Genomic DNA, 23,595 nt, shown 5'->3' with positions numbered 1-23,595 from the left:
CCTCAGTCGTGCTCCCGATCGTTTCAGATCATGATCTGCAATGGTCATGCGGGGGATTTGTTGCCTTCCCCCTCCCGACCTCCTCCGTAAGACGGGGGAGGAGAAGTGGCCATCACCCCTTGATCTCCACGCCGGCCCATTCCTCCAGGACCTTGGCGATGTGCGTGAAGTCGGAGGCTGCGCCGAAGCGGGCGCGGGTTACCGCCAGCATCTCGCGCACCGCGCCGCCTACCACCATGGGCACGCCCATCGCCTCGGCTTCCTCCACGCACAGCCGCACGTCCTTGTAGGAGAGGCCGGTCGCGAAGCCGAAGTCGAAGGTGCGGGGCAGGATGGCGCGCGGGAACTTGTCCTGGCTGGCGCTGTTGCGGCCGCTCGAGGCGTTGATGATGTCTATCAGCACCTTGGCGTCGAGGCCCGCCTTGACGCCCATGGCCATCGCTTCCGACGTCGCCACCAAGGCTGTCGCGGCCAGAAGGTTGTTGGCGAGCTTGGCGGTCTGCGCCAGCCCCGGCTTCTCGCCGGCATGGAAGAGCTTGCCGAACACTTTCAGCACCGGCTCGAGCTTCTGATAGGTGGGCATGGGGCAGGACACCATGACGGCGAGCGTGCCGGCCTTGGCGCCGGTGACGCCGCCGCTCACCGGCGAATCGACCAAGGCGATCTTGCGTTCGGCGAGCTTGCCCGCCACTTCGGTCGCCACGCCGGGACCCGTTGTCGACAGGTCGATGATCGTGCGCACCTTGGAGCCGTTGATCAGGCCACCGTTGCTGCCCAGCGTCACCTCGCGGACCACGTCCGGTGTCGGCAGGCTGATGAACACCGTCTCGGCCGTCGAGGCGACCTCGGCGGGGGAGGCGGCGAGCTCGGCGCCGCGCGCCACCAGCGGCGCGGTCGCCTCGTCCGAAACGTCGTAGACGCACAGCCGATAGCCGGCATCGAGCAGGCGGCTGGCCATGGGCCCGCCCATGCGCCCGACGCCGACGAAGCCCAAAAGATCAGCCATTGTCGTTCCTCCACGCGTTCTGTGGTATCGCTACCAACCTATAGGGAGGGCAGGGATGGCCGGCAAGGCCAACGGCCGCAAGGCGCGAAACGGCGGCGGCGAGATCACCATGAGCGACATCGCGCGCCATGCCGGCGTCTCGCCGATGACGGTATCGCGCGCGCTCTCCGATCCGCCCAGCGTATCGGAGAAGATGCGGCGCAAGGTCGACGCCGCGGTGCGCCAGTTCGGCTACCTGCCCAATCGCATCGCCGGCAGCCTGTCGTCCAAGCGCACCAACGTGGTCGGCCTGGTGGTGCCGTCGATCCGCAACTCGCTCTACGCCGCCATGGTCCAGGCCATCTCCGACGTGGCGCGCGCCAATGGCCTGCACCTCATGATCGCCAACTCCGGCCATCGCCTCGAAGACGAGGAGGCGCTGGTTTCCGCCCTGCTGGCGCAGCGCGTTTGCGGGCTGGTGCTGCACAACACCGCCCATTCCAGGCGGCTGCGCGAGCTTCTGGCGCGCACCGACATACCGGTGGTCGAGACCGGCAACCTGCCGGCCAAGCCGATCGACATGGCGGTGAGCTATTCCAACTTCGATGCCGCGCGCGCCATGACCGGCCATCTCGGCCGGCTCGGCTACAAGCGCATCGGCTTCGTCACTTTGCCGCTGCGCGACAACGACCGCTCGCGCGAGCGCCGCCGCGGCTACTTCGCCGCGCTGAAGGAACTCGGCCTGCCGGCCGATCCCGGCCTGGTGATGGAGGCGCCGGGCGGCTTCGCCGAGGGTGCCGACGCGCTGGTCCGCCTGGTGCAGACCCATCCCGACATCGATGCCTGCTTCTTCGCCGGTGACGTTCTGGCCGTCGGCGCGCTGTTCGAATGCCAGAGGCGCGGCTGGGCCGTGCCCGGGCGTATCGCCATCGCGAGCTTCGACGACCTCGACCTGCTGCGCCACACCGTGCCGACGGTGACGACGCTGCGCATCCCGCGCCAGGACATCGGCCGGCGCAGCGCCGAATTGCTGGTCAACCGGCTGCGCGGCGCTTCGCGCCAGAAGGTTAGGATCGATGTCGGCTTCGAGATCGTCCAACGCGAAAGCACCTGAAGGAGAGGACATGCTGAAAGGCCGATGTGCGTTGATCACGGGCTCGACCCAGGGACTGGGCTATGCCATGGCCGAGCGGCTGGCGGCCGAGGGCTGCAATATCGTGATGAACGGCTTCGGCGAGAAGGACGAGATCGAGAGCCGGCGCAGCAGCCTCGAGAGCGCGCATGGCGTGCGCGCGATCCATCACGGCGCCGACGTGGCCGACGTCGCTGAGATCGACGATCTGGTGGCGACAGCGCGCAAGACCTTCGGCGGCGTCGATGTGCTGATCAACAACGCGGTGATCCGCCATTTTTCGCCGATCGAACAGTTCAAGCCGGAGGACTGGGACCGTGCGCTGGCGGTGAATCTGTCGTCGGCCTTCCACACCGTGCGCCTGGCGCTGCCGGGCATGCGCGAGCGCGACTTCGGCCGCATCGTCAACGTCTCTTCGGTCTATGGCCTGTTCGCCGCGGCGAACCGCGTCGACTACGTCACCACCAAGACCGCGCTGATCGGCTTCACGCGCGCCATCGCGCTCGAGACGGCGCGCACCAACATCACCTGCAACGCCATTTGTCCCGGCACCGTCCCGACACCCAACATAGAGGGCCGGCTGGAGGCGGAGAGGGCGAAGACGGGCCAGTCGCGCGAGGACGCCGAGCGCGCCTTCCTCGCCACGCGCCAGCCATCGGGCAAGTTCGTGGCACCCGAGCGCGTCGCCGCCCTGGTCGCCTTGCTGTGCGGACCTTCCGGTGCGGACATCACCGGCTCGGCCATCCCGATCGACGGTGGTTGGAGCGCCAGTTAGTTTTGCTGTGACAGTCGTCGTGCAACTTTCTGGTAGCGATACCAAATCTGCCGGCCTAGACTTTCCGATAACAAGAAGGAGGACACGCCAATGACCATCACCCGCCGACAATTCGCTCCTGCCGCGGCGCTCGCCACGCTCGCCGCATCGCCCGCCTTCGCCCAGCAGACCAACGAGATCGTGAAGTGGCGTTTCACCACGAGCTTCCCCAAGAGCCTCGACACGCTGTTTGGCGCGTCCCAGACAGTCGCCCGTATTGTCGGCGAGCTGACCGACGGCAAGTTCCAGCTCCAGGTCTTCGCCGCCGGCGAGATCGTGCCTGCCCTGCAGGTGCTCGATGCCGTGTCCAACGGCACCGTCGAAGCCGGTCACACCTACACCGGCTACTACATCGGCAAGAATCCGAGCTTCATCTTCGACGGTTCGCTGCCCTTCGGCTTCACGCCGCGCCAGCACAATGCCTGGATGATGTTCGGCGACGGCCGCAAGCTGATGGACGAGGTCTATGACAGCTTCAACGTCGTCGCCTTCCCGGCCGGCCAGACCGGCGGGCAGATGTTCGGCTGGTTCCGCAAGGAGATCAAAAGCCCGAAGGACTTCGAGGGCCTGAAGATGCGTACCGCCGGTTTTGGCGGCAAGGTCATGCAGAAGCTCGGCGCGGTGCCGCAGCAGATCGCCGGCGGCGAGATCTATCCGGCGATGGAACGCGGCACGATCGACGCCTGCGAATGGGTCGGCCCGTACGACGACGAGAAGCTCGGCTTCAACAAGGTCGCCAAGTACTACTACACGCCGGGCGTCATGGAGCTCGAGGCCGTCAACCAGATCATGGTCGGCAAGCAGCCGTGGGCCAGCTTGCCGCCGCGCTACCAGGCGGCGTTGCGCTACGCCGGCAACTACGCCATGACCGAGATGCTGGCGTCGTACGACGCCAAGAACGCCCAGGCGATCGCCCGCCTGGTCGCCTCGGGCACGCAGCTCTCGGTGCTGCCGGAGGACGTCATCAAGGCGCTGCGCGGCGCGCTCGAGCAGGTGCTCGACGAGGAGGCCGCGGGCAACGAGCAGTTCAAGAAGATCCTGGCCAACTGGCGCCAGTTCCGCGCCGACCAGCATCGCTGGTTCTCGATCGCCGACACGCGCGCCGAGCTCGCGGTCTATCGCACGGACCCGCAGCGCTAGAGTTTCTTGCCGGACCGCCGGCTTCCAGCCGGCCTCATAAGTCATGAGCCGGCTGGAAGCCGGCGGTCCAAAAGAGCATGAGAAGACGCGCCACTGGAGTGGCGCGCCCCCAGCATCACTCCGGCTCGATGCCGGCGATCTTCATCATTTCGCGGTAGAGCTCGATCTCCGTGATCTGGATGCGCCGCATCTCCTCGGGCGTCGTCGGCGTGATCTCCGAGCCGCCCTGGGCCTGGCGCTCGACGTAGGCGGGCTCGCTGATGATCTTCACGATCGCCTCGCGCAGCGTCGCCGAGACGGCGGGCGGAACGCCGGCCGGCAGCATGACGCCGGTCCAGGTCATCAGCTCGAAATCGGGGACGCCCTGCTCGATCAGGGTCGGAATGTCGGGCGTGAGCCTGTAGCGGCCGCGGCTGCCGACGCCCAGGCAACGCACCGTGCCCGCCTTGACCTGCGGCAGCGAGGTCACGGGATCGGCGAAGCACATCTGCACATGGCCCGCCATCGTGTCCTGCAGCGCTGCCGGCGTGCTCTTGTAGGGCACGTGCACCATGTCGATCTGGGCCTTGGCCTTCAGGAGCTCGCCCGAGATGCGCGTCGAGGCGCTGCCCGAGCCGAAGTTGACCTTGCCCGGCTGCTTCTTGCACAGCGCCACGAACTCCTGCGCCGTCGTCGCCTCGACCTTGGGATTGGCGATCAGGAACACCGGTGCGCGGCCGATCAGCGTCACAGCCTCGAAGTCCTTCAGCGGGTCGTAGGGTAGGGACTTCATCATCGCGACGTTGGACGCCGCCGCGGTGTTCGAGCAGACGAAGATCGTCTGGCCGTCCGGCTTGGCCTTGGCCGCGACCTCGGCGGCGATGGCGCCGTTGGCGCCCGGCTTGTTCTCGACGACGGCCGGCACGCCGAAGATGCGGTTCAGCCCCTCGGCGACGTTGCGCGCACCTTGATCGGTGGCCGATCCGGCGCCGAACGGCACGATGATGCGGAACGGGCCGTTGGGGAAGCTGTTGGCGCGGGCGGCGCCGGCGAACGGCAGGGCTGCGGCGCTGAGAAGAAGTGACCGGCGTTTCATGGTCTTCCGGAGCGCGGACCTCCAGGTCCGCTCATGATCATGATGCGGACCTGGAGGTCCGCGCTCCAATGATTCACCGACGCCACCAGCCGCGCTTGGGCTTCTCCGGCGGGGCGTCGATGACGGGCACCGCGGGTGGCGGTGGCGGAGGAGGCGGCGGCTCGGGCTGCGGGGCCGCGGCCACCACGATCGGCGGCGCCGGCGGTTCAAGCGGCGGTGGCGGTGCAGCTTCGACGTTCACCGGCGGGGCAACAGGCGCCGAGGCATCATAGGGTGCGTGCTCGACCGGCATGTGGCCTTCCGCCATGTGCTCGACGGGGTTGCCTTCGATCGGTAGCGGTGCGGCAACGACCGCCGCCTCGCCGTGCTCCCCACCCTGATGATCGCTGAACTCGCCTTCACCGTTCTCGCGCCGGCGGCGGCGTCCGCCGCGGCGTCCGCGACGGCGGCGGCGATCGCCGCCGTCGCGGTCATCGGCGCGTTCCTCGCTGCGCTCGCCCTCGCCATCGGCGTGCGCATCGCCCACTGGTTCCTCGTCGCGCTCGCCGTGTGGGCCATCGTGCGGCTCATCGTGCTGCCGATCGTGCAGCTCGTCGGCAGCGCCGTTGGTGCCATGTCCGGCATCGGCCTGATCGGCCTGATCCTCCGAGCCCATGGCCTGCGGACGATCGCTGTCACCGTCCTCGTCGCGGCGGCCGCCGCGGCGGCGCCGGCGCCGGCGGCGGCGTCGCCCGCCTTCGCGGTCGCCATCCTCGCGCTCACCGCGTTCGTCGATGCGTTCGCCGGCCTCGCGGTCCTCGCCAACATCGGCCTCGTCGGCCTGCGCCTCTTCCGAGACCTCTTCGTAGGAGGCGCGCGCCAGCTCCGGCCCCGGCCGCTCGCGGTCGTCGCGCCGGCTGCGCACGCGCTCGATCTCGCAATCGGCGGCATGCAGCTCGTCGTCGGCCTCGATGGTCACCGAGAAGCCGTAGCGCCTCTCGATCTCCGACAGGGTGTGGCGCTTCTGGTTCAGGAGATAGAGCGCGACGTTGGGCGGCACGCTGACGATGATCTCGCCCGCCCGCCGCCGCACGCCTTCTTCCTCGATGGTGCGCAGCGCATGCAGGGCCGCCGATTCGATCGAGCGGATGCGGCCGGTTCCGGCGCAATGCGGGCAGGTCTCGGTCGAGTGCTCGAGCAGGGAGGGCCGCAGCCGCTGGCGCGACATCTCGAGCAGGCCGAAGGCCGAGATGCGGCCGATCTGGATGCGGGCGCGGTCGTGGCGCATCGCGTCCTTGACCTTGTGCTCGACCTGGCGCTGGTGGCGCGTCTCCTCCATGTCGATGAAGTCGATCACGATCAGGCCGGCGAGGTCGCGCAGGCGCACCTGGCGGGCGATCTCCTCGGCCGCCTCGATGTTGGTCCGGAGCGCCGTCTCCTCGATGTTGCGCTCCTTGGTCGAGCGGCCCGAGTTGACGTCGATGGCGACCAGCGCCTCGGTCGGATTGATGACGATGTAGCCGCCGGAACGCAGCTGGACGACCGGCGAATGCATGGCGTCGAACTGGTTCTCGACCTGATAGCGGTGGAAGAGGGGGATCGGCTCCTTGTAGAGCTCGACCTTGCTCGCCTGGTGCGGCACCAGCTGGCGCATGAACGCGGCCGCGGCGTCGAAGCCGGCCTCGCCTTCGACCAGCACCTGGGCGATGTCGGTGTCGTAGACGTCGCGCAGCGAGCGCTTGATCAGGTCGCCTTCCTCGTAGATCAGCGCCGGCGCCGTCGAGCGCATGGTGATCTCGCGGATCGAATCCCACAGGCGCGACAGGTATTCGTAGTCGCGCTTGATGTCGATGGTGCTGCGCTCGAGGCCCGCGGTGCGCAGGATCACGCCCTGGCCCTGCGGCACGTCGAGCTCGCTCAGGACCTCCTTCATGCGCTTGCGGTCGGCGGGATTGGAGATCTTGCGCGAGATGCCGCCGCCACGGCCGGCGTTGGGCATCAGCACGCAGTAGCGGCCGGCCAGCGACAGGTAGGTCGTGAGGGCGGCGCCCTTGTTGCCGCGCTCTTCCTTGACGACCTGCACCAGCAGGATCTGCCGGCGCTTGATGACTTCCTGGATCTTGTACTGGCGGATCGGATTGCGGCGGCGACGCTCGCGCGTCTCACGCTGCTCGATCACGTCGTCGCCGCCCAGCGTCTCCACCGTCACCTCGGGCTGCGGCGCGTCGGCCATGTCCGTGGGCATATCCGTGGGCGCCTCGGCGGTCGCATCGTCCGATGTCTCGACCGGAGTCTCGGCGGCAGCCTCGGCGTACACTGTGGCCGGCGGCGCGTCCGGCGTCTCGGCGGGCGTGGCGATCGGCTGCGGCTCGGCGTCTGCCGTCGTCTCGGCGGGACCGTCGATGCGCTCACTGACGATGGCGGCAGGCAGGACGGCAGGCTGAGCTGGGGGCTCGGGCTCGCCGACGATCGCGGGCGGCAGGGATTCGGCCGGTGCCTGGTCGGCGACCGGGCGGTCGCCCGTATCCTCGGCGTTGGCGATGGCCTCGACGGCCACCTTGGCCGGCGGCTCACTGGCGACGGACTCCGCCGGGATTTCGATGCGATTGTCCTCGCGCACTTCCTCGATGTCGGTGCGGTCGATCCTGTCGCGGCGGCGCGGTTCGTCGTCCTCGGCTTCGGCCTGCAGGCGGTGCTGCTCGGCTATCAGCCTTTCGCGGTCGGCGACGGGGATCTGGTAGTAGTCGGGATGGATTTCCGAGAAGGCCAGGAAGCCGTGGCGGTTGCCGCCATACTCCACGAACGCCGCCTGTAGCGACGGCTCGATGCGGATGACCTTGGCGAGATAGATGTTGCCCTTGAGGGGCTTGCGGGTCGCCGTCTCGAAATCGAATTCTTCCAGTCGTGTTCCATCAACGACGACCACCCGGGTCTCTTCGGGGTGGCTCGCATCGATGAGCATGCGCCGTGCCATGGCTCGCTCCGAGGCGTTCGGACCCTACCGGCGCGAGCGACCGGCGGCCAAGCCGCCTCCTTGGGGCGAGGGGGACGGTGCGCCATCGACCCGCCGAACGGCCAACTTCAGGCCAAGACGGGGAAGCATCGCGCCGCCGGACCACAACTGGGTCCTGCCGACCTCGGGTTTCCTATAGCCACCGCCTGCCTGACAGTCCCTCCGCAGGCCCGCCGCTCCCATCACATGTGGGGCGCCAGCCCGGCTTAGAAGACTGCCGTCGGAGCGCACCATCCCTGGGGAGGGCGCCTCGAACGACGGCGACTGCTCGCGAGACGCAACATACGGGGTTCGGTTGGCCGTCACAATCAAAACGTTGGGGAAGGTGAGTATTGGGCGTTAAATAGTTGAATTTTCTTGAAATTATTTCCGTTCTTCTGTATTTGGTTGAACATATCAAACCAATAATTGCCTCTCCCCCTCATTAAGCTGGCTGTCGTCATGGCCGCTCCCTACCGCAGAAATGTCATTGCCGGATTGGCCGGTCTGACTGCCCTTGGCTTGGGCATGCCTGCCGTGTGGGCCAATCCGCCTGCGAAGAAGTCGATCGCCAAGCCGACGCCGCTGCCCAAACCCAAGCTGGTGTTCCTCGATCCCGGCCATGGTGGCCGCGACCCTGGCGCGCTCGGCGTGCGCGGCACGCAGGAAAAGACCGTGGTGCTGTCGATCGCCCGCGAGCTGCAGAAGGAATTGCTGGCCGGCAACCGCTACCGCGTGCTGCTCACCCGGACGTTCGATGCCTACGTGCCGTTGCGCGAGCGCGTGGCACGCGCCCAGGCGGCCAAGGCCGACCTCTTCCTGTCCCTGCATGCCGACTCCCATTCCGATTCCGATGTGCGCGGCGCTTCGGTCTACACTTTGTCGGAGGATGCCAGTGACCGCGAGGCGGCAGCGCTGGCGGCGCGCGAAAACCGCGCTGATGCGGTCGTCTCCGGCGTGCGCCTGTCCGACCAGCCGGACGATGTCGCGCGTGCCCTGGTGGCCATGAGCCAGCGCGGCACGGTCAATGATTCGCGGCGTCTCGCCGACACCATCGTGCGAACCTTCGCCGGCAGTGGCGTGCGCCTGCTGCCGCGCACCCATCGCCAGGCGGGCTTTGCCGTCCTGACCTCGCCCGATATCCCAGCCGCCCTGGTCGAGCTCGGCTACCTGTCCAATCCACAGGACGAGAAGCTTTTGACGGTGCGCCAGCACCAGACTGCCCTGGCACGGGCACTGCGGGCATCGGTCGATGCGCACTTCGGTGCCGGAATTGCCACAAGAAAGGCGTAACTTTCTTTCACGCTCGCCGTTGCTGCCCCTAGGGTTGGCCGCGTACAAGAAATGAAAGTGCTGAACCTTTTCAAAATCCTGCTGGCCTTTGCGACGGCCGCTCTGATCGTTGGCACCGGCACCGTGGCAGGCCTCTTCTGGCACTTCAGCCACGGTTTGCCCGACCACAAGCAACTCGCCGACTACCAGCCGGCGATCTCGTCACGCCTCTATGCGTCCGACGGCCGTCTGTTGGCCGAGTATGCGCGCGAGAAGCGCGTGTTCGTGCCGGTGGCCGCCATGCCCAAGCGCGTGCTGGAGGCCTTCGTCGCGGCCGAGGACCAGCGCTTCTTCTCCCATCCCGGTGTCGACTTCATCGGCGTGTTGCGCGCCGTGGTGGCAAACGTCGCCAATCCCGGCAAGCGGCCGGAGGGGGCGTCCGGGCTGACGCAGCAGGTCGCCAAGAACTTCCTGCTCTCCAACCAGGCGACCCTGGCGCGCAAGATCCGCGAAGCCATCCTCGCCTTCCGCATCGAGGAGACCTACTCGAAGGAGCGCATCCTCGAGCTCTATCTCAATGAGATCTATCTCGGTTCGGGCAACTACGGCGTGGCCCAGGCGGCGATCAACTACTTCGACCGCTCGCTCGACGAGCTGACGCTGTCGGAGATCGCCTATCTCGCCGCGCTGCCCAAGGCGCCGAACCGCTACAACATCGCGCGCAATGAGAAGGAAGCCTACGCCCGGCGCGACTACGTGCTGGGCCGTATGCTCGACGACGGCTACATCACCCAGGCCGAGATGCAGCAGGCCAAGGCCGAGAAGCTGCAGTACCGCCGCCGCGGCAACACCGAGGTCGTGCAGGCCGACTTCTTCGCCGAGGAAGTGCGCCGCAACCTGATGGCCGCCTACGGCGAGAAGGGCCTCTACGAAGGCGGGCTCACCGTCTCGACGACCCTCGATCCCGCCATCCAGGCGGTCGCCGACAACGCGCTGCGCGAGGGCCTCATCACCTACGACCGCCGCCATGGCTGGCGCGGGCCGTACGCCAAGATCCCCGACATGAGCGTGTGGGAGGAGGAGTTCGCCCGCATCGCCCAGCGCCGGCCGCTCGGCGGTCCATCGACCTGGCAGCTGGCCGTTGTCAGCAAGGTCGAGCCGCAGGCCGTGCAGATCGTCGGCCTGCCCTCAAGCGATGGAGGGGGCGGCGAGGGCACCGTGCCCTTCGCCGAGATGACCTGGGCCGCACCGACCCTGGCCGAGCAGCGCACCGGCGCGCCGCCGCGCAGCCCGAAGGATGTCGTCAATGTCGGCGACGTGATCGTGGTCGAGAAGGTCGAGAAGCCCTCCGGCCAGAACGCCAAGCCCTATGCGCCCAGGACCTATGGGCTGCGCCAGGTGCCCAACGTCGAAGGCGGCGTGGTGGTGATGGATACGCAGACCGGTCGCGTGCTCGCCATGTCGGGCGGCTGGTCCTACGCCCGCAGCCAGTTCAACCGCGCCGTCCAGGCGGCGCGCCAGCCTGGCTCGTCGTTCAAGCCGTTCGTCTATCTCGCGGCCATGGACAACGGCTTTACGCCGGCCTCGATCGTGCTCGACGCGCCGTTCTCCTACGATCCCGGCTACGGCCAGCCGGTGTGGACGCCCAAGAATTACGGCGGCGACTATCTCGGGCCGACGACGGTACGCCGAGGCCTGGAGCTGTCGCGCAACCTCATGACCGTGCGCATGGCCCAGCAGATCGGCATGAAGAAGGTGGTCGAGGTCGCCAAGGAATTTGGCGTCGTCGACCAGATGGGCGCCTACCTGCCGATGGCGCTGGGCGCCGGCGAGACGACGTTGCTGCGCATGACCATGGCCTACGCCATGCTGGCCAACGGCGCGCTCGAGATCACGCCCTCGCTGGTCGACCGCGTCCAGGACCGCAACGGCAAGACCGTCTATCGCCACGAGCCGCGCGCCTGCCGCGGCTGCGGCGAGCAGGCGGGCGGCAACAAGCCGGCCGCGCCCGAGATCGTCGATTCGCGCAAGCCGTTCCACGATCCCGCATCGGTCTATCAGGTCGTGCACATGATGCTGGGCGTGACCACGCGCGGCACCGCCGGCCGCCTGGCGGCGCTCGGCCGGCCGATCGCCGGCAAGACCGGCACGACCAACGACGCGCGCGACAACTGGTTCCTGGGCTCGACGCCCGACATCACCATCGGCATCTATATCGGCTTCGACGAGCCCAAGACGCTCGGCCACGGCAATCTCGAGACCGGCGGCGGCAACGCCGCGCCGATCTACGAGGCGATGGCCAAGGAGATCTTCAAGGGCAAGGCGCCGACGCCGTTCCGCATCCCGCCCGGCCTGCGCATGGTGAAGTTCACCTACGAGGGCGGCACGATCGACGAGGTCTTCAAGCCCGGCACCGAGCCCGGCAGCGAGGGCTTCAACCAGACGCTGCTTGACGGATCGGGGCCCTGGTCCGGTATAGACCCCGGCGGCCCGCAGCAGGCGGGCGGCGGCCGACGCCCGGGTCTCTCGGGCACGGGTGAGACTTACTAGTCAGCGAGCTGAAGAATGCGTGCCGAAGCCCAAGCCATGGTCAACGAGATCGAGGAGTCGCTGGCGCTCCTGAGGAGGCGTCTTTGACTACGACAGGGCTGTCGTACGTCTGGATGAGCTGAACGCACGCGCCGAGGATCCGGCGCTGTGGAACGACCAGAAGCAGGCCCAGGCGGTGATGAAGGAGCGCACCAAGCTCGAATCCGCCATCGCCACCATCAAGCGCCTGCGCGCCGCCGTCGACGACAATGTCGGCCTGATCGAGATGGCCGAGGCCGAGAAGGACGAGGCCATGATCGCCGACGCCGAGAAGGCGCTGGCCGAGGCCCGCGCCGAAGCGGCGAAGGCGCGTCTCGAGACGCTGCTGTCGGGCGAGGCCGACGGCAACAACGCCTATGTCGAGCTCAATGCCGGCGCCGGCGGTACCGAGGCGCAGGACTGGGCCGAGATGCTGGGCCGCATGTACACGCGCTGGGCCGAGCGCCGCGGCTTCAAGGTGAGCTGGCTGGAGGAGAGCGCCGGCGAAGAGGCCGGCATCAAGTCGTGCGCCTTCAAGGTCGAGGGCCCCAACGCCTACGGCTGGCTCAAGACCGAATCGGGCGTGCACCGGCTGGTGCGCATCTCGCCGTTCGACGGCAATGCGCGGCGCCAGACCTCGTTCGCCTCGGTCTGGGTCTATCCCGAGGTCGACGACAACATCGAGATCGAGATTCTCGACAAGGACCTGCGCGTCGACACCTATCGTGCCTCGGGCGCGGGCGGCCAGCATGTCAACAAGACGGACTCGGCGGTGCGCATCACGCACATCCCGACCGGCATCGCCGTCGCCGTCCAGCAGGAGCGCTCACAGCACCAGAACCGCGCCAAGGCCATGCAGATGCTGAAGGCGCGCCTCTACGAGGTCGAGTTGCAGAAGCGCGAGGCCGAGCGTCTGGAGGCCGAGGCCAGCAAAACCGACATCGGCTGGGGCCACCAGATCCGCTCCTACGTGCTGCAGCCCTATCAGATGGTGAAGGACCTGCGCACCAACGTCGAACGCTCCGACCCGCAGAAGGTGCTCGACGGCGACCTCGACGAATTCATGGCGGCCTCGCTCGCCGCGCGCGTCGGCGAGGGCAACGACAAGGAAGCGGCCTAGAGCTGGAACGCAGCCGGTCATTTTTGCGCCACGGTTTTCTGACACTGTTGCAACCTGCGCGAGAGCGATGCCGTAGTCGCTCTGCTCGCTTCCCCAAAGGGGCAGGGCCTCCACGGCGCCTGTTGCCTCTCCCGCGACCCGTGATCAGAGGAGCGCCCTGGTATGGGTATGGATTATTCGAAATCCCCGGCCGCATCGGTAAAGCGAACCTACGACTTGAAGATCATGGATTCCGACGTAAGGAACAGCGATCGAGTAGATTTTCGCAAAGGCGACTACATCAAGCAGCTCATCAAGTTGATGTCGCGCGACACGGTGGAAGTGAAAGCCCTGACCCGTGGACTGCAATTCTTCTTCCTTACGGGTGGTGCTGAAGGCTTTCTCGATAGCGCCATTTTCTCGGGCGTCGACGCCAGCCGCGTAGAGTCCGGAGGTTCGACCACCTCGGGTGGGGACGGGACCAAGATGGTTTTTGATATGACGAATCTGCTCGCGGCATTCGATGGGCACGGCAACTTCGTGAGCTCGGCTCTGCTCATCAGACCGCTGTCGATCACCATTCCGCCGCCGCCACCGCCCGGTTTTCATGGATGGAGCGAAGACGCAGCTACCAAGGTTCTCGCAGCCTGGGACAACTGCAAGGTGAACCTGTATCACAACGCCAACTTCGAAGTGAAGTATTACGGCCTGCAGGTCGACGACAGCAAGAACTACTACAAAGGCCGCTCGATCATGGTCGATATCCACAAAGAGGAAGATACGAACGGTTGCATCTTCATCGTTGACGATAGCACGCCACCCCTGCCGGACGACGATGACCCTGCGCCGGCAAAAGCGGCAGCGTTGAAGAAGCTCAACGACTTCGAGCCAAAATTCATCAAAGATGTTCAAGCAAAAATCGGGGCAAAGACGGCGTGGCCCGCAGGTACGATGCGGGTGGTCAAGATGTTGTAGTCCTAGGCCGATCGAGCGGGGCAACCTATAGTCGGGCGATGGCCATGCCGTCCCCAAATCCCGCACAGTTTCTTTCTTCCCTGCTGTCCGCAGTGCACGAGCTGACCGGACGCCGACCGCCTCCTACCTGGACTCATGTCGACAAAGTTCAAACCAGGCTCGGCACTGCGAACAGGGACGCCATCGACGCCGCAATCCGCGTCGCGGTCGCCAAGGGGTGGCTGCGCGCCGATGGCGATCCGCCGTCATCGATCACGCTGACGGTCGGCGGCATCAAGCTGATCTCGCCCGGCGAAGCAGGAGCGAAGCCGAAGTAGCGTGGGCGTCAATTCGGCGCGACAATGACTGCATGATCGGTAGAACGCGTCGCACCATCCTCAAGACAGCCGCGGCGACAGTTGTTGCGCCCCTGGCCCTTCCTGCCGTCGGCCGCGCCCAGGCGGCTTGGCCAGCCAAGCCCATCCGCTGCATCGTGCCGCTGCCGCCCGGCGGCGGCACCGACACGATCGGGCGGCGCGCCATGCAGCGCCTGTCGGAGGCGCTGGGCGTTCCCGTCATCGTCGAGATCCGCCCCGGCGCGGGCGGCACCATCGGCAGCGATGTCGTCGCCAAGGCCGAGCCCGACGGCTACACGATCGGCATCGCCACGGCGTCGAGCCACTCCGCCGCTCCGGTGTTCCGCAAGGACCTGCCCTACGATCCGATAAGATCCTTCACCGCCATCACCATGCTGGGCACCACGCCCTACATCCTGATTGGCGGGCCGGCCGCGGGTGCGACCGACCTCGCGAGCTTCATCGCCGCCGCCAAAGCCAAGGCGGGGAAGATGAACTGCGCCTCGGTCGGCGTCTCGACGCTGGGCTACCTGCTCACCAAGCAGTTCGAGCTTCTGGCCGGCATCGAGATGGTCGACGTCCCCTACAAGGGATCGGCGCTGGCCTACCCCGAGCTGATGAACGGCACCGTCGCGGTGATGCTCGACAATCCGTCGGGCTCGGCCGGCTTGGTGCGCGAGGGGCGGCTGACGGGCTTTGCCGTCACCCGGCCGTCGCCGGTGCTGCCCAAAGTGCCGACGTTCGACAGTCTCGGCGTGAAGGGCTTCGACGCCGTCTTCTGGTACGGCGTCGTAGGGCCGGCCGGCCTGCCGGGCGAGATTGCCGCGCGCATCCACAAGGCGCTGGCGCCCGCCTTCTCGACCGACGATGGGCTGGCGTCCTTGCGCGCCATGGACGTCGAGCCCGTCATGTCGACGCCGGCGGCGTTCGCAGCCGCCATGGCAAAGCAGACCGAGGAGCTGCGCGCGCTGGCCGGTCGTCTCGGCATCAAGCCGACGGAATAGAGGAGAACACCATGGATGGAACAACGCCTGTCGCGTTCAAGGTCAACGAGCTGACGCCCGACCCCGACGTCCAGTTCGACCCCAAGGTGACCAAAAGCTACGTCACCTACGCCCATCGCCTGGCGGCGCGCGGGCTGGTCAATTCGAGCGTCGGCGGCATGGTGATCCGCGTCGCCCATCCCGGGCACGAGCATGGCGTGTGCTATGCCAAGCCGCAGGGCATCAGCCTCGAGGAGGTCGAGGCGGAGGATCTGGTGATCACCGACATTCCGTTCGGCCGCATCCTGCGCGGCGAGCGGGCGACCACGGTCGGCCATCAGATGAACCGCGAGATCCTGCGCCTGCGGCCCGACGTCAACTGCGTGATCCACCTGCATCACGACGAGATGATCGCCTTCATGGCGGCGGGCTACGACACCATCCGCTCCTACAGCCTGACCTACGGCTACCTGATGCAGAAGCCGGCGCACTACCTGCCGGCCAGCGTCAACGTCGAGGAGGACGTGGCGCCGATCAAGACGTTCATCCAGGACACCAACTGCATCATCATGAAGCGCCACGGCTTCACCGTGCTGGGCCGCAGCGTGTCGGAGGCCTATCACCGCACCTGCGTGCTGGTGAGCGAGATCAAGCGCAACATCATCGTCGAGATGCTGTGTGCGCAGAACGGCAAGACGCCGGAATACATCTCCGACGAGGAGCTGGCCTACATGGCGACCCACGGCGACGCCGTGATGTATCCCGCATTGATCAAGAAGAAAGCCTAGCGAGGAGGCAGCCGGCGTGGGGCCGGTGAGATTGCCAGCACTGCTGGCACCGGTCCCCGACCTCGGAGAAATTGCGTCGCTACAGGGCCTATGGAGCGCAAAAATAGCACCGCAGTTGACTCCAAAAAGCACTTAAGTTATATTCACCGTGCGCTCGCCTCTCGGCGGCTCTGCTCTATGCATCGTTCATCCGATACCATCGTGCCCGGCGGCAGCCCTGCCGGGTCAATTTTGCGTCGTCTGGGCACGCGACATGTCGTTTCTGTCCCCTTTTAGGGGACAGCGTGCGGAGGACGGCAGGTCGCAAAAACGCAGTGCATCAACGGCTCGCGGACATTGGCTGCGGAGTCGCGCGAACGCGATCCTGCGCGCTTGAGCCCGTCAAAACCGCTGTGTAGAACTATCAGCGCGCGTGCGCGATCAGCTGCTCGGCCTTGCGCAGTCCGTTCAGGCACTCTGCCTCCATGCCGCGCTCGGCCTGGGCGCGCGCCGCGACCAGCACGGCCTGCAGAGTGGACATGTCGGCCGCGCCGAGCCGCTGGGCTTGCACACGACTGTCTTTCGCATCGGGCCGAACGACGTTGGGCATGGTCGGCATGCCGGAGTGATCGGGTGGCGGGGTGATCACCGAACGGTCCGTGGTCGTGGGCGGCTCGACGACGCCGCCCGACCGCGCCAGGTCGTCCGGGGTCACGGGCTTCTTCATCTCGCCCGGCGGGATGGTAGGCGGATCGGTCGAGGTGCCGTAGGCAGCCGCCATCTGCTCGACGCGGTCGAGGCAGTTGTCCGCGAGTGCCTGGTCTGGCAGCAGCATGAGGCTGGCCAACGCGGCCGCGCCCGCCAAGGCCTTCAGTCGATACATCTTTCTCCTCGCGACGGCTGTGCGAGAAGTCCAACGACCCGACCGGCGCCTGGGTTGCCGCCTACACCAGCGCGTTGCGCTCGATGAGCTTTTTGTAGAACGAGGCGCTGAGCTTGGGCGTGCGCTTCTGCGTCTTGTAATCGACATAGTGCAGCCCGAAGCGCGTCTCATAGCCGTCGGCCCATTCGAAATTGTCCAAGAGGCTCCACAGGAAATAGCCGCGTACCGGCACCCCCTCGTTGATGGCGCGCTGCAACTGGTCGAGGTACTGGCGCAGGAACATGACGCGGTCCAGGTCATCGATCCGGCCGTCCTCGTCGGGCTCGTCGGCGGCCGAGGTGCCGTTCTCGGTGATGTAGATCTCCTTCACGGCCCACAGTTTCTGGAGCATGCGCGGCGCCCAGTACAGCGCCTGGGGCGCGAAGCCCAGCCAGGGTGATTTCATATGCGGGTAGGAGGCGGGCAGCTTCATCTGGGCGTAACCCGACCCGTCGCTGCGCTCCCGCACGAAGGCCCCCGGCCCGTAGACGTTGATGCCGACGAAGTCGACTCGCGTAGAGATCGTCTTCAGGTCGGCATCGGTGAAGCGCGGCGCATCAGCGCCGGCCTCCTTGAGGTAGGCGTCGGTATATCGGCCTTCCAGCATGACGGTGAGATAGGCCGCATTCAGCTCGCGCGTCGCATGCTCTGCGGCGCGGATGTTCTGCGGCGTCTCGACGTCGGGCAGGGCGATCGTGATGTTCTCGGCCGGGCCGATCTTGAGGCCGGAGCGGCCGTTGGCCCGTGCCGCCTGCACGCCGAGACCGTGGGCGAGCACGGCATGATGACGCGCCTGGTTGAGCTGCGCCGCGGCGAGAGTGAGCCCGGGTGCATGGATGCCCTTGCCGTAGCCGAGGTCGACGAAGGCGTGGATCTCATTCAGCGTGAAGAAGCGTCCGATCTTGTCGCCGAGTCCACGCACGATGTGCGCGGTGTAGTCGGCGAAGGCCTGCGCCGTGTCGCGCGATTGCCAGCCGCCGCGATCCTGCAGCGCCTGTGGCAGGTCCCAGTGATAGAGCGTGGCATAAGGTTCTATGTCGTTGGCCAGAAGCTCGTCGATCAGCCGCTGGTAGAAGGCGAGGCCCTTCGGGTTGGGCGTGCCGCGTCCCTCCGGAAAGATCCGTGGCCAGGCGATCGAGAAGCGGTAGGTCTTCACGCCCAGCGCCTTCATCAGCGCCACGTCCTCCTTGTAGAGGTGAAAGTGGTCGTCGGCGATGTCGGCGTTGGTGCCGTCGCGGATCTTGCCGGGCAGCCTGGCGAAAGTGTCCCAGATCGATGGGCCGCGGCCGTCGACCGCGGTGGCGCCCTCGATCTGGTAGGCCGAGGTCGCCGTTCCCCAGCGGAAGCCCTCTGGAAAGCGGGTCTTCGGCAAGGAATCGTCCGGCTCCTTCAGGAGCTTGGAGCCGGTCAGGCCGATTGCCCCGAGGGCGAGAGCCGACACGGCAAGGCCACGTCGGGTGAAACGGAAGGAAGTCATCGAGCTCGTAGAGGCGACACCTGCTCGATGAATACCACGTCCGCAGCGCACGATCACCTCGTCGGCGACGTGCTAGAATGCCCGCTAGTTGCCCCGTCAGACGCCGGAGGGCCGCAATGGCAGAGACCGCTTATGGACCGGACGTCCGCTTCAACGACGGCGCTGGCTATGAGCGCATGATGGGCGTCTGGAGCAGGGCGGCCGGTGACATCTTCCTGGATTGGCTGGCGCCCCCGCCAGGCTTGCGATGGGTCGACGTCGGCTGCGGCAACGGCGCCTTCACCGAGTTGATCGTCCAGCGTCATGCCCCCGCCGCGATCGAGGGCATCGATCCCTCCGGGGCGCAGCTCGCCTTCGCCCGCACCAGACCCGCCGCGCAAGTCGCCCGGTTCCGCCAGGGCGACGCCATGGCGCTCCCGTTCGGCGACGCGAGCTTCGATGTTGCCGTCATGGCGTTGGTGATCTTCTTCGTGCCCGAGCCCGCGCGCGGCGTCGCCGAGATGGCTCGCGTGGTCCGGCCGGGCGGCTTCGTCACGGCCTATGCCTGGGATGTCATGGGCGGCGGACTTCCCTTTCAGCCGATCATCGGCGAGATGAGCGCCATGGGGATGTCGCCGCCGCGTCCGCCGCAGTCCGAGGCCTCGCGGATGGAGGCCCTGCGCGCTCTGTGGCAGGGCGCAGGCTTGGCTGAGATCGAGACGCGCGAAATCGTCGTCAGCCGCACCTTCGCCGACTTCGAAGATTTCTGGACGACGAACATGCTTGCGCTCATCGGACAGGTGATCGCGGCCCTGCCGCCGGCCGACGCCGAGCGGCTGAAAGCCCGGGTGCGGGCGCGACTTCCGGCGGACGCTGAGGGACGTATCACATACACGTCGCGGGCCAACGCCATAAAGGGGTGTGTGCCGGCCTAGCGGGACATATCGATCAGTAGCGCGCGATCACCTGGTCGGCGAAGTCCTTGAGGTTCTGCCGCGCCGTCTTCATGGCCGGCAGCAGGGAGATCTCGTTGAGGCCCATCGCCTCGCGTTCGCGCAGCATGGCGATGATCCCGTCGGGTGTGCCGACCAGCCCGCCGGTCGAGCGGATCAGGTCCTCGGTGATGAAGCGGCGCTCCTCCGGCGGCAGGAAGGCGCAATGGCCGAGATGGATCTGCTGGTAACGCTTGGCCGCCGGGATCTCCATCTTCTCCGTGAACGCGAGGTATTGCTCCCACAGGTCGCGGCAGCGGCCGGCCACCGTGCTGGTGTCGCCGTCTATCTGGTAGAGCTCCCACCAGTAATGCAGGGTGGCCGCCGCCATCGGCCCGATCTCGTCGATCACGCGGTCCGAGGTCATGCTCTCGCCGGGCCGCAGCACGCAGGCGTAGGAGAGGGCGGTGGTGTGGAACGTGTCCGGCAGAGTGCGGCCGACCGCGCTCGCGCCCTCGCGCATCGTGTCGAGGCTCTTCTGCAGGCGCGCCTTGGTCTGGTTGTGCGAGCAGACGCGCCCGTCGCCGTAGGCGCCGGCGGTCTTCAGCGCCAGCGGGCCGTCGGCCGCGACATAGATCGGCACCGGATGCTCGACGTCGATGAAGCCCTCGTCGGGATGCAGAAAGCGGATGTCGGTCTTCTGCCCGTCGGCGCCCAGCGCGTAGTCGACCTCCTGGCCGTGCAGCAGGGCGCGCAGCACGCGCAGGTATTCGCGGAACTCGCGCGCCTTCACCGGATCCTTGCCCATGACGCGCATGGCGGTATGGCCGGTGCCAATGCCTAGGAAGGTGCGGCCGGGCGCCAGCTTGTTGATGGTGGCGATGGAATGGGCAGTCACTGGCGCGAGCCGCACGCCCGCGACCGAGACGCCGGTCCCGAGCTGGATGCGCGACGTGTGCTCGGCCGCCAGCGCCAGCGTGGCGTAGGCGTCGGAATAGAGCATCTGCGAATCGGCCGCCCAGACCGCGTCGTAGCCCATCGCCTCGAGGTCGACGAACAGCTTCCAGTCGGTAATGCGTGGAACGACAGTGACTCCGAACTTCATGGTGTTTCCTTCGTGCTTCCGATCATCCGCGTGCCTGCCCCTCGCCGAGCGAGACCAGGCGCGCCAGCAGGGTGGCCGGATAGACCTGGCCGATGATGGCTTCGATGTTGGTGAGGCTGCGGGCCATGGGATGGACCGGCATGATGTCGCCGTAGCCCAGCGTGGTGAGCGTGGTGAAGCTGAAATAGACGAGATCGCTCGGCAGCGAGACGCGTGCGGCGATGTTGAGGCCGCTGAAGGCGCCGGGTGAATGGGCGCCGACCATCGTGTAGAGCGCCACGAACACCAGGCCGATGGTGAGATAGAGCAGGATGGCGCCGACGATGCGGTGGTAGGTGATGCGTCCCGGCCCGAACACGGCGCGCCCGACTATCCAGATGATGACCAGCGCGATCAACAGCCACGCCGACGCCTGAAGCGTGATATCGAGGGCGTCCCGACCGCGCAGGCGCACGACCACGGCCGTGGCAAGCAGGCCGACGACAACGACGATGACGATCACCGGCACCAGGCTGCGCGACAGGATCAGCAAGGCGACCGACAGCAGCACGACGAAGACGGCGCCGACCGGCTGGATATGCAGCGCTTCGGTTTCGAGCGGCGCCACGACGAACAGATGCAGCACCATCAGGATGGTGAGGCAGGTCAGGATCGGATCGCGCCACTTGTCGTGGAGGCGATCGAGGAGGGACTCCCATCTCTTGGGCATCATGTCGTGGCTTCCGCTGTCTCACTGCTGCCGGTAGCGATCGGTTCCCTTGATCGGGCCGCTGCGGCCGCCTTCGGTCGCCGCCGCGAGATATTCGACCAGCAGCTGACCGTCGCGCACGAAGCCGGTCCAGGCCTGGATGATCGTGCAGTTGGCCGGGTCCGTGCGATGAACGGTGAAGGAGATCAGGTCGCCGTCGATCCAGCCGGTGACCGGGAACGGCCGGCCGGCACAGCCGAAACCGGCGTCGTAGTTGGTGTAGGTGCCGGCAAGCTGGCCTCCGCCATCGACCGACTGGATGACGAGCTTCGCGTGATCGTTGACCCAAGTCGTCTGCGGAGCCAGCGATTGCGCCCCGGCCCCGAATGGCAGGGCGAGCAGCGACAGGCTGCAGGCGAACCGCTTCAATATCATCCGTGTCTCCCCGTCGGTGCTTGCCGCGCATCGTACACCAGCGGAAGCATCTTCGCTGGGGGCGCGCCACTCCAGTGGCGCGTCTTCTCATGCTTTTGACCGCCGGCCCCGGCCGGCATCATGATCATAAGCCGGCCGGAGTCCGGCGGTCCGGAAGGCCATGACGCGCCACTGGAGTGGCGCGCCCCCAGCGATCAGTGCGCCGCCTGGCGCACCATGTCGGCGCACTTCTCGCCGATCATGATCGAGGGCGCATTGGTGTTGCCGGCGACGATGCTGGGCATGATCGAGGCGTCGGCCACGCGCAGCCGCTCGATGCCGTGCACACGAAGCTGCGGATCGACCACGTCGTCGACGTTGCGGCCCATGCGGCAGGTGCCGACGGGGTGCAGGTTGGAGACGCCGTTGGCGCGGATGTGGGCGCGTAGGCCGGCGTCATCCTCGACGCCGGCGCCCGGCAGGATCTCCTCGACCACGAACGGTTTCAGTGCCGCCTGCTTGCCGATGTCGCGGCAGATGCGCAGGCCCTGGATCATGGCGTTCCAGTCGTTGGCGCTCTTCAGGAAGTTGAAGCGGATCTCCGGCGCCGCCAGGGGATCGGCCGATTTCAATCGCACGGTGCCACGGCCGTCGGGCCTGAGATGCACCGGCGACAGGCCGAAGGCGGAGAAGGGCTGCGGCACCACGCCATGCCGGTTCCGTTCCTTGATCGCCCAGGCGAACATGTTGATCTGCAGATCCGGCCGCTCCAGCCGCTTGTCGCTGCGCACCAGCGCGCCGACATAGAGCCCCATGCTGGCGAGCGGCCCGGTGCGGCCAAGGGCGTACTGCATGCCCGCCATGATGCGCCGCGGCAGGCTGTTGATCAGATCGTTCATGGTGACGGGCTGGGCGCACTTGTAGGCGACGTAGGTGTTGAAGTGGTCGTGCAGGTTGCTGCCGACGCCCGCCATGTCCTTGATCACCGCGATACCATGCTTCTGCAGGTGCTCCGCCGGTCCCAGGCCCGACAGCATCAGCAACTGCGGTGAGCCGTAGACGCCGCCCGAGACGATGACTTCGCGGTTGGCGCGCGCCGTCTTCAGCCCGTCGGGCGTGCGGTATTCGATGCCGATGGCGCGGCCGTTCTCGATCAGCACGCGCGTGGCATGCGCCGAGGTGGCGATGGTGAGGTTCTTGCGCGTCTTGGCCTCGCGCAGGTAGGCCCGTGCGCTCGACCAGCGCCGCGCCCGGTTGATTGTGGTCTGGTAGTAGCCGACGCCTTCCTGGGTGCGGCCGTTGAAGTCTGGATTGGCCGGAATGCCGGCCTGCTGGGCGGCCTCGTGCATGGCCTTGGCGAGCGTCGGCTGCCAGCGATGGTCGGAAACCTTCAGCGGCCCGCCGACGCCATGGAACTCGTCGGCGCCGCGCTCCTGGTCCTCGGCGCGCTTGAAGTAGGGCAGGACCGAATCGTAGTCCCAGCCTTCGCAGCCGCGCTGGCGCCATTCGTCGTAGTCGGCGGCATTGCCGCGCATGTAGACCATGCCGTTGATCGAGCTGGTGCCGCCCAGGACCTTGCCGCGCGGCTGGTACATGATGCGGTTGTTGAGCTCGGGCTCAGGCTCGCTGTCGAACATCCAGTTGACGCGCGGATTGTTGAACGTCTTGTGGTAGCCGAGCGGGATGTGGATCCAGGGATATGTGTCCTTGGGGCCCGCCTCGAGCAGCAACACGCGAAAACGGCCGTCCTCGCTAAGACGGCCGGCCACGGCGCAGCCGGCCGAGCCGGCTCCGGTCACGATGAAATCGTACGCTTCGCCTTGCACCACGCTCCTCCCGCGTTCTTGGGGAGGAGCGTAGCACAATCATTGGAGAGCAGAATCCGCGCTGCGGCTCGGCTTATTCACCCCGACTCCTCATATGCATGGCACGTCCCTTGCGATGCGCCGGAGTGCGGGGCAA

The 23,595-nt window shown here is 66.9% G+C and carries 20 protein-coding genes; 11 read left to right on the top strand and 9 right to left on the bottom strand.

Annotation, left to right across the window (positions count from 1 at the left end; all coding sequences use genetic code 11):
- Nucleotides 1–112: 112 nt before the first annotated feature.
- Nucleotides 113–1,006: an NAD(P)-dependent oxidoreductase gene (locus tag RSO01_RS04500; RefSeq protein ID WP_147146634.1), complete on the bottom strand. Its 894-nt coding sequence runs from the start codon at nt 1,004–1,006 to the stop codon at nt 113–115.
- Between the two features lie 55 nt (nt 1,007–1,061).
- Here RSO01_RS04500 and RSO01_RS04495 point away from each other — a divergent pair, with 55 nt between their 5' ends.
- The 3 genes from RSO01_RS04495 (at nt 1,062) to RSO01_RS04485 (ending at nt 4,071) form a co-directional block, all read left to right on the top strand.
- Nucleotides 1,062–2,099 (top strand): LacI family DNA-binding transcriptional regulator, encoded by a 1,038-nt coding sequence (locus tag RSO01_RS04495; RefSeq protein WP_147146632.1) that lies wholly within the window; start codon nt 1,062–1,064, stop codon nt 2,097–2,099.
- Between the two features lie 10 nt (nt 2,100–2,109).
- Nucleotides 2,110–2,892, top strand: a complete 783-nt coding sequence (locus RSO01_RS04490) for a 3-hydroxybutyrate dehydrogenase (RefSeq protein ID WP_147146631.1) — start codon at nt 2,110–2,112, stop codon at nt 2,890–2,892.
- 96 nt (nt 2,893–2,988) lie between these two features.
- On the top strand, nt 2,989–4,071 hold the full coding sequence (locus RSO01_RS04485; RefSeq protein WP_373867871.1) for a TRAP transporter substrate-binding protein: 1,083 nt from the start codon (nt 2,989–2,991) through the stop codon (nt 4,069–4,071).
- A gap of 115 nt (nt 4,072–4,186) precedes the next feature.
- Here the strand turns inward: RSO01_RS04485 and RSO01_RS04480 are convergent, their stop codons facing one another.
- The gene (locus tag RSO01_RS04480; protein ID WP_147146627.1) at nt 4,187–5,146 is read right to left on the bottom strand and encodes a Bug family tripartite tricarboxylate transporter substrate binding protein; all 960 of its coding nucleotides are present in this window, start codon (nt 5,144–5,146) and stop codon (nt 4,187–4,189) included.
- A gap of 73 nt (nt 5,147–5,219) precedes the next feature.
- Nucleotides 5,220–8,099: an Rne/Rng family ribonuclease gene (locus RSO01_RS48365; RefSeq protein ID WP_147146625.1), complete on the bottom strand. Its 2,880-nt coding sequence runs from the start codon at nt 8,097–8,099 to the stop codon at nt 5,220–5,222.
- Nucleotides 8,100–8,645: 546 nt separating this feature from the next.
- Between RSO01_RS48365 and RSO01_RS04470 the strand changes: the two genes are divergently transcribed.
- From RSO01_RS04470 to RSO01_RS04440, 7 genes are all read left to right on the top strand, one after another.
- The gene (locus RSO01_RS04470) at nt 8,646–9,410 is read left to right on the top strand and encodes an N-acetylmuramoyl-L-alanine amidase family protein (RefSeq protein ID WP_170302843.1); all 765 of its coding nucleotides are present in this window, start codon (nt 8,646–8,648) and stop codon (nt 9,408–9,410) included.
- A 57-nt stretch (nt 9,411–9,467) separates the two neighbouring features.
- On the top strand, nt 9,468–11,939 hold the full coding sequence (locus RSO01_RS04465) for a penicillin-binding protein 1A (protein WP_170302842.1): 2,472 nt from the start codon (nt 9,468–9,470) through the stop codon (nt 11,937–11,939).
- Nucleotides 11,940–11,954: 15 nt separating this feature from the next.
- A protein-coding gene (prfB, locus tag RSO01_RS04460; RefSeq protein ID WP_147146619.1) for a peptide chain release factor 2 occupies nt 11,955–13,077 on the top strand; the annotation gives its coding sequence in 2 pieces (ribosomal slippage) (nt 11,955–12,023 and nt 12,025–13,077; 1,122 coding nt in all).
- A gap of 162 nt (nt 13,078–13,239) precedes the next feature.
- Nucleotides 13,240–14,031: a hypothetical protein gene (locus RSO01_RS04455; RefSeq protein WP_147146617.1), complete on the top strand. Its 792-nt coding sequence runs from the start codon at nt 13,240–13,242 to the stop codon at nt 14,029–14,031.
- Between the two features lie 38 nt (nt 14,032–14,069).
- Nucleotides 14,070–14,348: a hypothetical protein gene (locus RSO01_RS04450; RefSeq protein WP_170302841.1), complete on the top strand. Its 279-nt coding sequence runs from the start codon at nt 14,070–14,072 to the stop codon at nt 14,346–14,348.
- Between the two features lie 32 nt (nt 14,349–14,380).
- Nucleotides 14,381–15,370 carry a Bug family tripartite tricarboxylate transporter substrate binding protein gene (locus RSO01_RS04445; protein ID WP_147146614.1) on the top strand — a complete coding sequence of 330 codons (990 nt, stop codon included), beginning with the start codon at nt 14,381–14,383 and terminating at the stop codon, nt 15,368–15,370.
- An 11-nt stretch (nt 15,371–15,381) separates the two neighbouring features.
- Nucleotides 15,382–16,137: a class II aldolase/adducin family protein gene (locus tag RSO01_RS04440; protein WP_147146612.1), complete on the top strand. Its 756-nt coding sequence runs from the start codon at nt 15,382–15,384 to the stop codon at nt 16,135–16,137.
- Between the two features lie 403 nt (nt 16,138–16,540).
- Here RSO01_RS04440 and RSO01_RS04435 read toward each other — a convergent pair whose 3' ends face one another.
- Both RSO01_RS04435 and RSO01_RS04430 read right to left on the bottom strand, forming a co-directional pair.
- Nucleotides 16,541–16,999: a hypothetical protein gene (locus RSO01_RS04435; protein ID WP_147146610.1), complete on the bottom strand. Its 459-nt coding sequence runs from the start codon at nt 16,997–16,999 to the stop codon at nt 16,541–16,543.
- Nucleotides 17,000–17,060: 61 nt separating this feature from the next.
- Entirely contained in the window at nt 17,061–18,515 is a 1,455-nt protein-coding gene (locus tag RSO01_RS04430; RefSeq protein WP_147146608.1) for a GH1 family beta-glucosidase, read from the bottom strand.
- A gap of 116 nt (nt 18,516–18,631) precedes the next feature.
- On the opposite strand from RSO01_RS04430, the gene RSO01_RS04425 reads away from it, so the two are divergent.
- Nucleotides 18,632–19,429 (top strand): class I SAM-dependent methyltransferase, encoded by a 798-nt coding sequence (locus tag RSO01_RS04425; protein ID WP_147146606.1) that lies wholly within the window; start codon nt 18,632–18,634, stop codon nt 19,427–19,429.
- A 13-nt stretch (nt 19,430–19,442) separates the two neighbouring features.
- On the opposite strand, the gene RSO01_RS04420 is transcribed toward RSO01_RS04425, so the two are convergent.
- The 4 genes from RSO01_RS04420 to RSO01_RS04405 form a co-directional block, all read right to left on the bottom strand.
- Complete coding sequence (locus tag RSO01_RS04420) at nt 19,443–20,531, bottom strand: LLM class flavin-dependent oxidoreductase (RefSeq protein WP_147146604.1); 1,089 nt, start codon at nt 20,529–20,531, stop codon at nt 19,443–19,445.
- A gap of 22 nt (nt 20,532–20,553) precedes the next feature.
- Entirely contained in the window at nt 20,554–21,243 is a 690-nt protein-coding gene (locus tag RSO01_RS04415; RefSeq protein WP_246158062.1) for a potassium channel family protein, read from the bottom strand.
- A gap of 18 nt (nt 21,244–21,261) precedes the next feature.
- Complete coding sequence (locus RSO01_RS04410; RefSeq protein ID WP_147146602.1) at nt 21,262–21,654, bottom strand: avidin/streptavidin family protein; 393 nt, start codon at nt 21,652–21,654, stop codon at nt 21,262–21,264.
- A 194-nt stretch (nt 21,655–21,848) separates the two neighbouring features.
- Complete coding sequence (locus RSO01_RS04405) at nt 21,849–23,459, bottom strand: GMC family oxidoreductase (RefSeq protein ID WP_246158058.1); 1,611 nt, start codon at nt 23,457–23,459, stop codon at nt 21,849–21,851.
- Nucleotides 23,460–23,595: the final 136 nt, after the last annotated feature.

The sequence above is a fragment of the Reyranella soli genome (assembly GCF_007992495.1).
Classification (GTDB): domain Bacteria; phylum Pseudomonadota; class Alphaproteobacteria; order Reyranellales; family Reyranellaceae; genus Reyranella; species Reyranella soli.
The sequence above is the reverse complement of the archived record's forward strand: the minus strand, read 5'-3'. Positions and strand labels throughout refer to the sequence as shown.

Bases quoted from the DNA above. Each gene is read 5' to 3' on its own strand.
- RSO01_RS04410 (WP_147146602.1), bottom strand. From the start codon at position 21,654: ATGATATTGAAGCGGTTCGCCTGCAGCCTGTCGCTGCTCGCCCTGCCA.
- RSO01_RS04430 (WP_147146608.1), bottom strand. From the start codon at position 18,515: ATGACTTCCTTCCGTTTCACCCGACGTGGCCTTGCCGTGTCGGCTCTC.
- RSO01_RS04450 (WP_170302841.1), top strand. From the start codon at position 14,070: ATGGCCATGCCGTCCCCAAATCCCGCACAGTTTCTTTCTTCCCTGCTG.
- RSO01_RS04445 (WP_147146614.1), top strand. From the start codon at position 14,381: ATGATCGGTAGAACGCGTCGCACCATCCTCAAGACAGCCGCGGCGACA.
- RSO01_RS04435 (WP_147146610.1), bottom strand. From the start codon at position 16,999: ATGTATCGACTGAAGGCCTTGGCGGGCGCGGCCGCGTTGGCCAGCCTC.
- RSO01_RS04500 (WP_147146634.1), bottom strand. From the start codon at position 1,006: ATGGCTGATCTTTTGGGCTTCGTCGGCGTCGGGCGCATGGGCGGGCCC.
- RSO01_RS04440 (WP_147146612.1), top strand. From the start codon at position 15,382: ATGGATGGAACAACGCCTGTCGCGTTCAAGGTCAACGAGCTGACGCCC.
- RSO01_RS04420 (WP_147146604.1), bottom strand. From the start codon at position 20,531: ATGAAGTTCGGAGTCACTGTCGTTCCACGCATTACCGACTGGAAGCTG.
- RSO01_RS04425 (WP_147146606.1), top strand. From the start codon at position 18,632: ATGGCAGAGACCGCTTATGGACCGGACGTCCGCTTCAACGACGGCGCT.
- RSO01_RS04415 (WP_246158062.1), bottom strand. From the start codon at position 21,243: ATGATGCCCAAGAGATGGGAGTCCCTCCTCGATCGCCTCCACGACAAG.
- RSO01_RS04455 (WP_147146617.1), top strand. From the start codon at position 13,240: ATGGGTATGGATTATTCGAAATCCCCGGCCGCATCGGTAAAGCGAACC.
- RSO01_RS04480 (WP_147146627.1), bottom strand. From the start codon at position 5,146: ATGAAACGCCGGTCACTTCTTCTCAGCGCCGCAGCCCTGCCGTTCGCC.
- RSO01_RS04495 (WP_147146632.1), top strand. From the start codon at position 1,062: ATGGCCGGCAAGGCCAACGGCCGCAAGGCGCGAAACGGCGGCGGCGAG.
- RSO01_RS04490 (WP_147146631.1), top strand. From the start codon at position 2,110: ATGCTGAAAGGCCGATGTGCGTTGATCACGGGCTCGACCCAGGGACTG.
- RSO01_RS04470 (WP_170302843.1), top strand. From the start codon at position 8,646: ATGCCTGCCGTGTGGGCCAATCCGCCTGCGAAGAAGTCGATCGCCAAG.
- RSO01_RS48365 (WP_147146625.1), bottom strand. From the start codon at position 8,099: ATGGCACGGCGCATGCTCATCGATGCGAGCCACCCCGAAGAGACCCGG.